Genomic DNA, 12,914 nt, shown 5'->3' with positions numbered 1-12,914 from the left:
GCCGGGCGCCGGCCAGGAGGAGGGAACGGCCGGTGAGGGGCGGCGGGGCCACCGCGTCACTTGCCGCCCTGGCCCTCCTGCTCGGCCTCGGCGCCCTGGTCGGCCTTGCCCTCCGGACCGCCCTTGTCGCCACCCTTGCCGTGGTGGCCGGGCTCGCCGTCCGGGCCGCCCTTGCCCGGGCCCCGGAACACGCCCGCCTCGGCGGCCTTGAGCACCGCGTCGGCCTGCTCCTGGGTGAGCTTGCCGTCGGTGACGGCCTGGTCCAGCCGCTCCTTCAGCGCGGCCTGCCGGTCCTCGGTCGACGTCCGCTCCGGCCGCTCCGGGCGGTCGCCCTGGCGCTGCTCGTGCAGCTTCTCCAGCGCCGCGGTGACCTTGTCGGTCGAGACGCCCAGCTCCTCGGCGAGCGCCTCGGCGAACTCGGCCTGCCGGTCGGCGTGCTTCTGGCGGCGGTCGTCACCCTGGTCGGTGGTGCTGCTGGCGCTCGAAGACGGGTTCGGGCTCTTGTCGTCGGCGAGCGCCACCGTCGGGGCGGCGATCCCGACGCCGAGCACGCCGGCGGCGGCCAGGCCGGCCAGCAGGTGCTTCTTCGACATCGTGCGGATCATGCGAGTCTCCTGTTCGGTGGTGGTGCGATGACGTCACCGACAGTGGTCGCCGGAACTGAGGGCCACCCGTGGCGAACCTGTCAGCGAGCTGGCAATCCCGTCCGGAAGGCCCGAATTATTCGTGTTGCCGGGGCGCCGGAGCGCCCGCGAGGCTGGGCGAAACCCGACGAAAGGCCACTCCATGACACAGCCCGCCATCCGCGAGATCCCGCTGACCGGGCCGGGCTCCGGGCCGTACTCGATCACGGTCGGGCCCGACGACGCGCTCTGGCTGGCGCTGGCCGGCTCCGGCGGCGTCGCCCGGCTCGGACTCGACGGTGAGGTACGGACCTACCGCGACGACCCGCCCGGAAGCCGCCCGCTGATCATCGTCGGCGGCCCCGACGGCGCGCTCTGGTACACCCGCTCGGGCGACGACCGGCTCGGCCGGATCACCGTCGGCGGCGAGACCGGCTCGGTTGCGCTGCCGCCCGGCTGCGGCCCGTGCGGGCTGGCGGTGGGCGCGGACGGCGCGCTCTGGTACGCCGGCATGAGCGACGACACGACCGGCCGGGTGAGCGTCGACGGGGAGGTGACGTCCTTCCCGCTGCCGGTCGACAAGGCTTTCCCGTCGATGCTGGCGGCCGGGCCGGACGACGCGCTCTGGCTCACGCTCAACCAGGCGAACGCGATCGCCCGGGTGGACCTGGACGGGACGGTGGCGGTGCATCCGCTGCCCACCGAGGCGGCCGGTCCGGTCGGTATCACGCGCGGCGGTGACGGCGCGCTCTGGTTCGTGGAGATCGTCGCCGGGCAGCTCGGCCGGATCACGCCGGACGGGCGGATCGACGAGTTCCCGTTGCCGGACCGGGCGGCGCGCCCGCACGCGATCGTCGCCGACCCGGCCGGCGGCTGCTGGTTCACCGAGTGGGGCGCCAACCGCATCGGCCACATCGACCCCGACGGCCACCACACCGCCCACGATCTGCCCACCCCCGCGTCCGAGCCCCACGGCCTGACGGTCACCCCCGACGGCGCGGTCTGGGCCGCCCTGGAGATCGGCGCCGTAGCCCACCTCACCCCCTCCCCGCCCTCGCCGCCCTCCCCGCCCTCCCCGCCCTCGCCGCGTTGATCATGAGGTTGGCGGCAGTTGTGGATCTCTGAGCTGCCGCCAACCTCATGATCGCCGGGCCCCAGCCTCGGCCTCAGCGGACGGCGGCGGTCACGGTGATGGTGCCTGCGGTGGCGTCGAGCAGGGCGGGGGTGTTCACCGGGACGGTGAGCTGGTTGGGGCCGTGGCCGATCGGCAGGCCGCCGAGGACCGGCACGCCCAGGTCGCCCAGGCGGTCGGTGAGCACGTCCACGACAGTGGTGTCCCAGCCGTCCGCGCACTCGGTGAACTGGCCGACCGCCACCCCGGCGATCCCGTCCAGCGCACCGCAGCGGCGCAGGTGGGTGAGCATCCGGTCGATCTTGTACGGCGGTTCCTGCACCTCTTCGACCAGCAGGATCGCCCCGGTCAGGTCGGGCATGTCCGGCGTGCCGACGGACGCGGTGATCAGGCACAGGTTGCCGCCGATCAGCCGGCCCTCGGCCCGCCCGGGCACCCGCACCGGGAACGTCTCCTCCGCCTCGACCGCCGCCACCGTCACCGGTTCGGCGCTGGTCAGCGCGGCGTGCAGCGACTCCGCCGAGCGCACCGGCGTGCGCTCGTCCCGCCACGCGGCACCCGGCCCGTGCACCCCGGCCAGCCGGGCGCCCCGCCAGAGCGCGAACTGCAACGCGGTGATGTCGGAGAACCCGGCCACCACCTTCGGATCCCGGCGTACCGCCGCCATGTCGATCAGGTCGACCACCCGCTGCGCGCCGTAGCCGCCCCGGGTGCAGATCACCCCGCGGATCTCCGGGTCGGCGAACGCCGCGTTCAGGTCCGCGGCCCGCAGCGCGTCGTCGCCGGCCAGGTAACCCCGCCTGGCGTACGCGTTCGGCGCGGGCACCGGCCGCAGCCCCCAGCCGGTGAGCAACTCGATGCCACGGGCCACCCGTTCGGGACGGGTCGGTCCGGACGGGGACACCAGCATCACCGCGTCACCGGGACGCAGGGCCGGTGGGCGCAGGCAGTCGTCAGGCACGATCGGAGCCTAGGGCCTGCCGGACCGTGCCCTGTCGGGCGTACCGGTTAGCCTCGACGTCGTGGCGACCGCGCTGGTGATCGAGAACGACCCGACCGACGACCTCCGCCGCCTGGGGGAGTGGCTCACCGAGGGGGGCCTTGAGCTGCGCGTGCTGCGTCCGCACGCCGGTGACCCGCTCCCCGGCGACCTGGAGGGGTACGCCGCGCTCGTGGTGCTCGGCGGCGACCAGCAGGCATACCCGGGGTCCGACGGGGCTCCCGGCGCACCCTGGTTCCCGGCGCTGGAAGGGCTGCTGCGCAAGGCGGTCCGCCGGCGCGTGCCCACGCTCGCGGTCTGCCTCGGCGCGCAACTGCTCGCCACCGCGCACGCCGGCCGGGTCGAACGCAGCCCGTCCGGCCCGGAGGTCGGGCCGGCGCTCGTCGGGCGGCGCGACGCCGCCGAGGACGACCCCCTGTTCCGGTACGTGCCGCTGATGCCCGACGTGCTCCAGTGGCACGCCGACGAGATCACCGAGCTGCCGCACGGCGCGACGCTGCTCGCCGCGTCCACCCGCTACCCGCACCAGGCGTTCCGCCTCGGCGACCGGGCCTGGGGGCTGCAGTTCCACATCGAGTGCGACACCGCGATGATCGCCGAGTGGTCCCGCGACTCGGCGGTCCTGGCCGAGCTGGGCTACGACCCGGAGCTGGTCGTGGCCGCCTGCGACCGGGTGATGGCCGACGTCGAGGAGGCGTGGCAGCCGTTCGCGATCCGGTTCGCCGCACTCGCGCTCGGCGAACTCGGCGACGACACCCCGCGCCGCAGCCTGCCGCTGCTCGGGGCCTGACGGTGACCCGACCGGCCCGCGGGCGCCTGGCCCGCTACGGATTCGCCGAGGGCGACGGCGCCACCCGCGCCGCGGACCTGCTCGGCCCGGACGGGCTCGCCCTGTGGCGGCCCGACACCCAGGAACCCACCGACGAACGCGCCGCCGAACTGCTCGCCGCGCTGTCCCGCGCCGCCGACCCGGACCTGGCCCTGCGTCAGCTGCACCGGCTGGTCGAGTCCGAGCGGCGCTCCGGCGACGAGGTGGCCGTACGCGACGCCCTGGCCGCCGACCCCGGGCTGCGCCGCCGGCTGGTCGCCGTGCTCGGCGCCTCGTCCGCGCTCGGCGACCACCTGGTCGCCAACCCCGGGCAGTGGGCGGTGCTGGCGACCGAGCCGGACGGGCTCGCCCCCACCGCGGACGGCCGGCTCGACCTGAGCGTCGCCGCCCGGCTCACCACCATGACCGGCGCGGTCCCGCTGCTGCGGCAGGCGTACCGTCTCGCGCTGCTGCGGATCGCGGCGGCCGACCTGACCGGCGGGCGCGGCCTGGAACAGACCATGGCGGCGCTGTCCGGGCTGGCCGACGCCACGCTGGCCGCCGCCTACGACATCGCCGCCGACGAACTGCCCGAGGGCACGCCGCGTCCCCGCCTGGCAGTGGTGGCGATGGGCAAGTGCGGTGGCGACGAGCTGAACTACGTCTCCGACGTCGACGTCATCTTCGTCTCCGCCACCGACGACGACCTGCCCGCCGCGACCCAGATCGCCACCCGGCTGATCCAGATCTGCGGGCTGGTGGCCTGGCCGGTGGACGCGGCGCTGCGGCCCGAGGGCAACCGGGGGCCGCTGGTCCGCACACTCGCCAGCCACCTCGCCTACTACAAGCGCTGGGCCCGCACCTGGGAGTTCCAGGCGCTGCTCAAGGCCCGCCCGGCCGCCGGCGACCTGGAGCTCGCCAAGGAGTGGATCGACGCACTGGCCCCGCTCGTGTGGACCGCCGCCGAACGCCCCGAGGCGGTCCAGGACGTCCGGTCCATGCGCCGCAAGATCCTCGACAACGTGCCGCCGAAGGAGCTGGAACGCGAGATCAAGCGCGGTCCGGGCGGGCTGCGCGACATCGAGTTCGCCGTCCAGCTGCTCCAGCTCGTGCACGGCCGGGGCGACGAGTCGCTGCGCGTGCCCGGCACCGTGCCGGCGCTGCGCGCGCTCGTCGCCGGCGGCTATGTGGGCCGCGCCGACGGGGAGGCGCTGCTGCGCGGCTACCGCTTCCTGCGCGCCATCGAGCACCGGCTCCAGCTCCAGGCCCTGCGCCGCACCCACACCGTGCCGACCGAACCGGCCGCGCTGCGGTGGCTCGCCGCCGCGCTCGGCTACGTGGCCACGCCGGGCCGCAGCGCCGTCGAGGAGTTCCGTGCCGAGTGGGTCACCCACGCCACCGAGGTACGCCGGCTGCACGCCAAACTGCTCTACCGGCCGCTGCTCGAATCCGTGGCCCGCGTACCGGCCGAAGGGCTGCGCCTCACGCCCGAGGCGGCCCGGCACCGGCTGGAGGTGCTCGGCTTCGCCGACCCGGCCGGCGCGCTGCGGCACCTCCAGGCGCTCACCGGCGGCGTCAGCCGGACCGCCGCCATCCAGCGCACGCTGCTGCCGGTGCTGCTCGACGAGTTCGCCGACGCCCCCGAACCGGACCGTGGTCTGCTCAACTACCGGCAGGTCTCCGACAAGCTCGGCAGCACCCCCTGGTACCTGCGCCTGCTACGTGACTCCGGCCCGGTGGCGCGCCGGCTGGCCCGGGTGCTGTCCTCGTCCCGGTACGCGGCCGACATGCTGGCCCGCGAACCGGAGGCGCTGCGGCTGCTCGCCGAGGACAGCGAACTGACCCCACGCCCGCGCGAGACGCTCGTCGACGGGTTCGCCGCCGCCGCCGCCCGGCACGACGACCCGGTCGAGGCGATCCGGGCGGTCCGCGCACTGCGTCGCCGGGAACTGGTCCGGATCGCCGCCGCCGACGTGCTCAGCCGCGCCGGCTCGCTCGCCCCGCTCACCCCGCGCCCCGTCGGCGGCGGGGAACGCCGGCCCACAGTGGTGGACGTGACTGCTGTCGGCACCGCGCTGTCGCACGTCGCCGACGCCACGCTGGCCGCCGCGCTGCGCGCCGCCCGTACCGTCCACCCCGGACCGCCCGGCCTGCGCTTCGCGGTGATCGGCATGGGCCGGCTCGGCGGGTACGAGTCGAACTACCTCTCCGACGCCGACGTGCTGTTCGTCTACGACCCGCCGCCCGGGGTCGAGGAGAGCGCGGCGAGCGCCGCCGCGCACGCCATCGCCGAGGAGCTGCGCCGGCTGCTGTCCGCGCCCGCCCCCGACCCGCCGCTCGGCGTCGACGCCGACCTGCGCCCCGAGGGCCGGCAGGGTCCGCTGGTCCGCAGCCTCGCCGCGTACGCCCAGTACTACGCGCGCTGGTCCCGGGTGTGGGAGGCGCAGGCGCTGCTGCGGGCCCGGTTCGTCTGCGGCGACGCCGACCTGGGCGCCGAGTTCGAGGCCATGATCGAGCCGGTGCGCTACCCGGCCGACGGGCTGAGCCGCGAGCAGGTGGTCGAGATCCGGCGGATCAAGGCGCGGGTGGAGACCGAGCGGCTGCCCCGGGGCGCCGACCCGGCCACCCACACCAAGCTGGGCCGGGGCGGGCTGGCCGACGTCGAGTGGGCGGTGCAGTTGCTCCAGCTCCGGTACGCCGGTCAGGTGCCCGCCCTGCGTGGCACCCGTACGCTCGACGCTCTCGCCGCCGCCCGCGACGCCGGGCTGCTCGACCCGTCCGACGCCGCCGAGCTGGCGGCCGGCTGGACGCTCGCCGCCGAGGTGCGCGACGCGTTGATGCTGGTACGCGGCCGGGCCGGGGACCAGTTGCCCCGGCACGGGGTGGAGCTGGCCGGTGTGGTGCGGCTGCTGGGGCGCGAGGACCAGGGCGAGTTCCTCGACGAGTACCTGCGCACCGGCCGCCACTCCCGCACAGTCGTCCAGCGAATCCTGGAGTCCCCGCTGTAGCCCTTCCCCACCCCGCCCCCGCGCTCACGCCGCGCCCCTGAATGCCCATCCCGGGGGCGAGACATGGGTTCCACACACCGGGACAGCGTGGAGATCTTGGTAGGAAACGGCCCTCATAGGGGCCGTTCCTACCAAGATCTCGGCGGGATCGGGGGAGGGGGACGGTGGGTCAGCTGGTGAGGGTGTAGGTGCCGGGTCGGGGGACCGTCACGGTGGTCCACGTGCCGTCGCGGGTGACCGTGGCGCCGCTGGAGGCGGTGAGCCAACGGGTGTGGCGTACGCGGATCGGGATCGGGCCGGCGGCGGGGGCGCGGAACGTGATCGAGGCGCCGTCCTGGCGGATCAACTCTCCCGGCGCGCCGACCAGCGGCGTGGGCTCGGCGACCGCGTACAGCTTCCAGTGCCGGTCGGACCAGACCTCGGTCAGATACGGCTGGCCCGCCTCCACCAGCTTCGCCTCCGACGCACCCACCCAGGAGAACTCGGCGTCGGGCACCGCCACGTACTGCACCGCGTTGTCGGCCAGCCAGTCCCGGTAGGTGATCGGGGTCAGCGGGATGCCGGTGCCGTCCGCGCCGGGCACAGTGGTGAAGAACAGCGGGTTGCGGTCGATGTCGGCCTGCCGCAGCCAGCCCCGGGCCAGCGGCACGTCGCCCATGCGGGCCGCCTCCCAGTAGTTGCGCGTCGGCGGCACCTCCACCCGCCCGGTCAGCCCGCGCCGGGCCAGTTCCGCGTGCAGCGGCGTGAAGTACGCCGGGTCGGCCGTCGGGTCGTCGGCGCTGCGCAGATCCGCGGTGACCACCGGCGGCTGCCACCAGCAGACCACCGCCAGGAGCGCGGCAAGCCCGGCCGCGCCGACGACCCGGGCGCGCCGGCCGGTGGCGCGAAGCCGATCGGACACCGGGGCGGGGAGCGTCGCGGTGGCGGCCAGCACCGGCAGCGCGAACATCACCACCAGGCGGGTGGCGTTCAGCCCGACCGGCGTGTGCAGCAGCGCCGACGCCAGCACCCCGGCCGCGGACAGCAGCGCGCCCCACCGCACCGGCCGGTACGCCACGAGAGCCGCCACGACCAGGCTCGTCACCACGGCGTGCACGGTGTCGGCAGTGCTGATGTTCATCCAGCCGCCCTCGCCGAACAGCAGCCCGGTCACGGCGAGCGGCGCGGCGGCCGGTACGGCGAGCAGCAGGCCGTCGGCGTACCGGCGGGTCAGCAGCAGCGCGACGCCGGCGAGCCCGACGAACAGCCCGGCCACCGGGCTGGCCGCGGAGGCGAGCAGCGCGGCGGCACCGGCGGCGACGGCCGCCCAGACGCCCCGGCCGCGACCGGGAGCGCCGGGCCCGACCGGCTCGGCAGCGGCACCGGCGGCGACGCGGGTGCGGCGGGCCGGGACGGTGAGCGCCAGCAGCGCGGCCAGGCCGAACGCGACGCCCAGGGCGTACGTGACCCGGCCGGACACCAGGTTGCCGGCGATCGTGACCACGCCGACCAGGCTGCCGAGCAGCGGGCGGGGCACCCGGGTGCGCACCAGCAGGGCGGCGAACGCGGTGGCGGAGGCGAGCAGGGCGAGCGCGCCGGTGACGCGTACCCCAAGCAGCGCCATCAGCGGCGACGAGACGAGGCTGTAGCCCCACGGGTGCACGCCGCCGTACCAGCGCAGGTCGACCAGGGCGGCCCCGTGCTCGGCGAAGAACCCGGCGCGGGCGACCTGCGCGGACAGGTCCGAGCCGGTGGCCGGCAGCGCGAGGTAGAGCACGGCGAGGACGAACGCCGACACGGCGGAGACCGCCACCACCCGACCGCCCCGCATGCCCACCTCCTGATCGCGAACCACCGTACTGGCAGCATGTCGGACGTGCCTCACCACCTCTCGCGCTGGATCGGCCTGGCGGGTTCGGTGCTGCTCGCCGTGGCCGCGTTCCTCGGCGGCGCCCTGCCCGACGGCGAGTTGCGTCCCACCCCGGTCAGCATCTGGCAGGGCCCGGACGGGCCGCTGATCATCGGGTTGTGGCTGGTCGGCACCGCGCTGCTGGCGTGGGCCTGGTGGTCGCTGCGGGACCGGGTGCCGTCGTCCCGGTGGGTGCTGGTCACCGTCGCGCTGTGGCTGCTGCCGATGCTCGTCGCGCCGCCGCTGGGCAGCCGGGACGTGTACGCGTACGCCTGCCAGGGCGCCAGCTTCTCGGCCGGGATCAACCCCTACGAGCAGGGCGTGTCCGCGCTGCCGTGCCCCTGGCTGGACACCATCTCCTACATCTGGCGGGACACCCCGGCACCGTACGGGCCGCTGTTCGTGCTGCTCGCCGGCGCGGTGGTGGAGGCCACCGGCTCGCTGCTCGCCGCCGTCGCGCTGTTCCGGGTGCTCGCCGTGGCCGGGGTGGCGCTCACCGCGTGGGCGCTGCCGGTGCTGGCCCGCCGCTGCGGGGTGCCGCCGCGCCGCGCGCTCTGGCTGGCGCTGGCGAGCCCGCTGGTGCCGGTGCACCTGGTGTCCGGCGCACACAACGACGCGCTGATGATCGGCCTGCTCGTGGCCGGGCTGGCCGTGGTGGCCGCCCGTCCGGGCCGGCCCGGACCGCTGCTCGCCGGTGGGGCGCTGCTCGGACTGGCCGCCGCAGTCAAGATCACCGCGCTGGTCGTGATGCCGTTCGCCGCGCTGGCCGCGATCGTCGGGGCGTACCGGATCAGGACGCTGGTGCGCGACGGCGGGTGGGTGGTCGGCGGCACGCTCGCCGCGCTCGCCGCCGTGACCCTCGCCTCCGGGCTGGGCCTGGGGTTCGTCGGCGGGCTGGAGCAGGGCGGGCTGGTGGTGGCCTGGACGTCGCCGCCGACGGCGGTCGGGCAGACCGTCGGCTACCTGCTCGCGCCGTTCGGCGTGCACGTCGACGCGCTGCCGGTGACCCGGGCGATCGGCATGGTCGTGCTGGTCGCCGTGCTCATCTGGCTCTGGTTCCGGTCGTTCCGTCGCGGTGAGCCGTTCTGGCACGCCGGGCTGGCGCTCACCGCCACCGTCGCGCTCTCCCCGCTGTTCCACCCCTGGTACTGGCTGTGGCCGCTGGCAGTGCTCGCCGCCACCGCGCACCGCACGCTCTGGTTCTCGATCGTCACCGTGGTGTCGTCGTTCCTGGTGCTCGCCGACGGCACCGGTTTGGCCCGGTACACCAAGATGCCCGGTGCGCCGTTGATGACCCTGTTCGTGATCGGGGTGGTCGTCTGGTTGGTACGGTCGGCTCGCAAGGGTCGGCAGCCGGTTCCCGTGGACTGAGGAGTGTGCCGGTGAGCGAGCCCGACGGACCCGTCCGGCCGATCGCCGCCGGTCTCGCCCGCTACGCCGGTCTCGCCGGGGCCGTGCTGCTCACCGTCGCCGGATGGCTCGGCGGCGCGCTACCAGGCACACCGTCGCGCGCCACGCTCGCCGCGATCTGGTCGGCGCCGCACGGGCCGGTGACGCTCGTCTGCTGGCTGGCCGGGACGCTGCTGCTGGTGGGCGCATGGTGGTCGCTGCGGTGGGGCGCGCCGTCCGGCCGGTGGGCGTACGTGACCGCCGGGCTCTGGGCGCTGCCGCTGCTCGCCGCGCCGCCGATCGGCAGCCGCGACGTCTACTCGTACGCCTGCCAGGGCTGGACGTGGACGCAGGGGCTCAGCCCGTACCGGGTCGGGGTCGCCGCGGCCGGCTGCCCGTGGACCGGCTCGGTGTCGCCGATCTGGCGGGACACCCCGGCGCCGTACGGGCCGTTCTTCGTCCTGCTGGCCGGGCTCGCGGTCCTCGCCGGTGGCGGCCTGATCGGGACGATCGTGGCGCTACGGCTGGTCGCGGTGGCCGGTGTGCTGCTGACCGCGCTCTGCCTGCCCGGCCTGGCCCGCGCCGCCGGGGTGCCCACCCGCCGGGCCGCCTGGCTGGTGCTCGCGTGCCCGCTCGTCGGGATCCACCTGGTGGCGGGCGCGCACAACGACGCGCTCGCGCTCGGGCTGCTCCTGCTGGGCCTGCTGGTGCTGGTCCGCCTGCCGGGCAAGCCGCGCGCGCTGCTGGTGGCCGGTGTGCTGCTGGCCCTGGCCGTGGCGGTGAAGGCGGTCGCCGTCGTCGCGCTGCCGTTCGCGGCGCTCGCCGCCGTGCTCGGCCGCTACACCTGGCGGGCGCTGCTGCGCGACGGCGGGCAACTGACCGCGTCGGTGCTCGGCACGCTGCTGGTCCTCTCGCTCGCCACCGGGCTCGGACTGGGCTGGGTGGGAGGACTCGGCCACAGCGGCGACTCGCAGCAGTGGACCTCCCCGCCCACAGCCGTCGGCTTCGTGATCGACTACGCCGGTGAGCTGGCCGGCCTGCGACCGCAGGCGGTGCCGGTGACCCGGGCGGTCGCGCTGGTGCTGCTCGCCGGGACGCTCGTCGCGCTCTGGTGGTGGGCGTGGACGACGCTGCGGCGCCTCAACGACGCCCGCCAGCGGGTGGCCCGGCTGACGCTGGCCCGCCCTCGGGTGGCGCTGCTCGGCGCGGGTTTGGCGCTCGCCGCCACGGTGCTGCTCGCCCCGGTCTTCCACCCCTGGTACGCGATCTGGCCGCTGACAGTGCTCGCGGTCGCGGCGGTGCCGCTGGCCCGGCAGGTCTGGTTCGTGGCGCCCTGCGCGGTCGCCTCGGCGCTGACCCTGCCGGACGGATCCAACCTGGCCCGGTTCACCAAGGCGCCCGGCGCGGTGCTGATGACGGTGCTGGTGGTGGTCGTCGCGGTGACCGGCGTCCGGGCCGCGCTGCGCCGCCGCAAAGGGCCGGACCGCGTTGCGTGAAACGGCCGGGCCGGTGCTGACGAGCGTGCTCAGCAGTCGAAGTACATCGCGAACTCGTGCGGGGTCGGGCGCAGGCGCACCGGGTCGACCTCGTTGGCCCGCTTCCAGTCGACCCAGGTGGAGATCAGGTCCGGCGTGAACACGCCGCCGTCGAGCAGGTAGTCGTGGTCGGCCTCGAGCGCGTTGAGCACCTCCGGCAGCGAGCCCGGAACCTGCTTGACGTCGCCCCACTCCTCCGGCGGCAGGTCGTACAGGTCCTTGTCGATCGGCGCCGGCGGCTCGATCTTGTTCTTGATGCCGTCCAGGCCGGCCATCATCATCGCCGAGAACGCCAGGTACGGGTTGCTGGACGGGTCCGGCACGCGGAACTCGACGCGCTTGGCCTTCGGGTTGCTGCCGGTGACCGGGATGCGGGTGCAGGCGGAGCGGTTGCGCTGGGAGTAGACCAGGTTGACCGGCGCCTCGAAGCCCGGCACCAGACGACGGTACGAGTTCACCGTGGGGTTGGTGAAGGCCAGCAGCGACGGGGCGTGGTGCAGCAGGCCGCCGATGTACCAGCGGGCGGTGTCGGACAGGCCGGCGTAGCCGGTCTCGTCGTAGAACAGCGGCTCGCCGCCACGCCACAGGCTCTGGTGGGTGTGCATGCCGGAGCCGTTGTCACCGAACAGCGGCTTCGGCATGAACGTCGCGGTCTTGCCGGCGGCCCAGGTCTCGTTCTTGACGATGTACTTGAACAGCTGGAGCTGGTCGGCGGCGTGCAGCAGGGTGGAGAACTTGTAGTTGATCTCCGACTGGCCGGCGGTGCCGACCTCGTGGTGCGAGCGCTCGACGGTGAAGCCGCCGTCGACGAGGCGCCGCACGATCCGGTCACGCAGGTCGGCGTAGTGGTCCACCGGCGGCACCGGGAAGTAGCCGCCCTTGTAGGCGGTCTTGTAGCCGCGGTTGCCGCCCTCCTCGATCCGGCCGCTGTTCCAGGCGCCCTCGATCGAGTCGATGTAGTAGAACGACTGGTGCGCGGAGGTCTCGTGGCGGATCGAGTCGAAGATGTAGAACTCCGCCTCGGCGCCGAAGTAGGCGGTGTCGGCGATGCCGCTCGCCGCGAGGTACGCCTCGGCCTTCTTCGCCACGTTGCGCGGGTCGCGGGAGTACGCCTCGCGGGTGAACGGGTCGTGGATGAAGAAGTTGAGCGCGAGCGTCTTCTGGGCCCGGAACGGGTCGATGAAGGCGGTGGCGACGTCCGGCAGCAGGAGCATGTCGGACTCGTGGATGGCCTGGAAGCCGCGGATCGAGGATCCGTCGAAGGCGAGGCCGTCGGTGAAGACGCTGTCGTCGAACGACTCGACCGGCAGGTTGAAGTGCTGCATCACGCCGGGCAGGTCACAGAAACGTACGTCGACGAACTTCACGTCCTCGTTGGTGAGGTATCGCAGGAGTTCCTCGGAATTGGCGAACACACGTCCTCCTGGCAGGTCCACTCCGGTAGCTGGCTACTGGCGACGCTATGGCCGGGGGGTTGCCCTGCCGTGTCTCGTCTGTTTCCGCCGTGTTACGTCGCTTGCGGAGCGTCATC

The 12,914-nt window shown here is 74.6% G+C and carries 8 protein-coding genes and 1 pseudogene; 5 read left to right on the top strand and 4 right to left on the bottom strand.

Translation table 11 applies throughout. The features are described from left to right. Nucleotides 1-146: 146 nt before the first annotated feature. A pseudogene (locus tag ACPCK6_RS19860) lies at nt 147-605 on the bottom strand (hypothetical protein); the annotation flags it as partial. 181 nt (nt 606-786) lie between these two features. Here ACPCK6_RS19860 and ACPCK6_RS19855 point away from each other — a divergent pair. Then, nucleotides 787-1,716, top strand: coding sequence for a Vgb family protein (locus tag ACPCK6_RS19855; protein ID WP_423481856.1), 930 nt, complete (start codon nt 787-789; stop codon nt 1,714-1,716). Nucleotides 1,717-1,789: 73 nt separating this feature from the next. Here ACPCK6_RS19855 and ACPCK6_RS19850 read toward each other — a convergent pair whose 3' ends face one another. Next, the gene (locus tag ACPCK6_RS19850; RefSeq protein WP_423481858.1) at nt 1,790-2,665 is read right to left on the bottom strand and encodes a S66 peptidase family protein; all 876 of its coding nucleotides are present in this window, start codon (nt 2,663-2,665) and stop codon (nt 1,790-1,792) included. A gap of 112 nt (nt 2,666-2,777) precedes the next feature. Between ACPCK6_RS19850 and ACPCK6_RS19845 the strand changes: the two genes are divergently transcribed. Both ACPCK6_RS19845 and ACPCK6_RS19840 read left to right on the top strand, forming a co-directional pair. Next, nucleotides 2,778-3,545: a type 1 glutamine amidotransferase gene (locus ACPCK6_RS19845; protein ID WP_396882383.1), complete on the top strand. Its 768-nt coding sequence runs from the start codon at nt 2,778-2,780 to the stop codon at nt 3,543-3,545. 2 nt (nt 3,546-3,547) lie between these two features. Beyond that, nucleotides 3,548-6,571 (top strand): bifunctional [glutamine synthetase] adenylyltransferase/[glutamine synthetase]-adenylyl-L-tyrosine phosphorylase, encoded by a 3,024-nt coding sequence (locus ACPCK6_RS19840; RefSeq protein ID WP_423481855.1) that lies wholly within the window; start codon nt 3,548-3,550, stop codon nt 6,569-6,571. A gap of 169 nt (nt 6,572-6,740) precedes the next feature. On the opposite strand, the gene ACPCK6_RS19835 is transcribed toward ACPCK6_RS19840, so the two are convergent. Continuing rightward, complete coding sequence (locus ACPCK6_RS19835) at nt 6,741-8,381, bottom strand: hypothetical protein (RefSeq protein ID WP_423481854.1); 1,641 nt, start codon at nt 8,379-8,381, stop codon at nt 6,741-6,743. 36 nt (nt 8,382-8,417) lie between these two features. Between ACPCK6_RS19835 and mptB (ACPCK6_RS19830) the strand changes: the two genes are divergently transcribed. Further along, complete coding sequence (gene mptB / locus ACPCK6_RS19830) at nt 8,418-9,830, top strand: polyprenol phosphomannose-dependent alpha 1,6 mannosyltransferase MptB (RefSeq protein ID WP_423481853.1); 1,413 nt, start codon at nt 8,418-8,420, stop codon at nt 9,828-9,830. A gap of 11 nt (nt 9,831-9,841) precedes the next feature. Further along, the gene (gene mptB / locus ACPCK6_RS19825; RefSeq protein ID WP_423481852.1) at nt 9,842-11,344 is read left to right on the top strand and encodes a polyprenol phosphomannose-dependent alpha 1,6 mannosyltransferase MptB; all 1,503 of its coding nucleotides are present in this window, start codon (nt 9,842-9,844) and stop codon (nt 11,342-11,344) included. 29 nt (nt 11,345-11,373) lie between these two features. Here the strand turns inward: mptB (ACPCK6_RS19825) and glnA are convergent, their stop codons facing one another. After that, nucleotides 11,374-12,798 (bottom strand): type I glutamate--ammonia ligase, encoded by a 1,425-nt coding sequence (gene glnA, locus ACPCK6_RS19820; protein WP_423481851.1) that lies wholly within the window; start codon nt 12,796-12,798, stop codon nt 11,374-11,376. Between the last annotated feature and the right edge of the window lie 116 nt (nt 12,799-12,914).

Source organism: Micromonospora sp. AB353 (assembly GCF_049538395.1).
Taxonomy (GTDB): Bacteria; Actinomycetota; Actinomycetes; order Mycobacteriales; family Micromonosporaceae; genus Micromonospora; species Micromonospora aurantiaca.
Note: the sequence above shows the minus strand (reverse complement) of the source record. Positions and strands in the feature narration are given on the sequence as shown.

Coding starts and splice junctions, on each gene's coding strand:
- mptB (WP_423481853.1), top strand. CDS start 8,418: ATGTCGGACGTGCCTCACCACCTCTCGCGCTGGATCGGCCTGGCGGGT.
- ACPCK6_RS19850 (WP_423481858.1), bottom strand. CDS start 2,665: ATGCTGGTGTCCCCGTCCGGACCGACCCGTCCCGAACGGGTGGCCCGT.
- ACPCK6_RS19855 (WP_423481856.1), top strand. CDS start 787: ATGACACAGCCCGCCATCCGCGAGATCCCGCTGACCGGGCCGGGCTCC.
- ACPCK6_RS19835 (WP_423481854.1), bottom strand. CDS start 8,381: ATGCGGGGCGGTCGGGTGGTGGCGGTCTCCGCCGTGTCGGCGTTCGTC.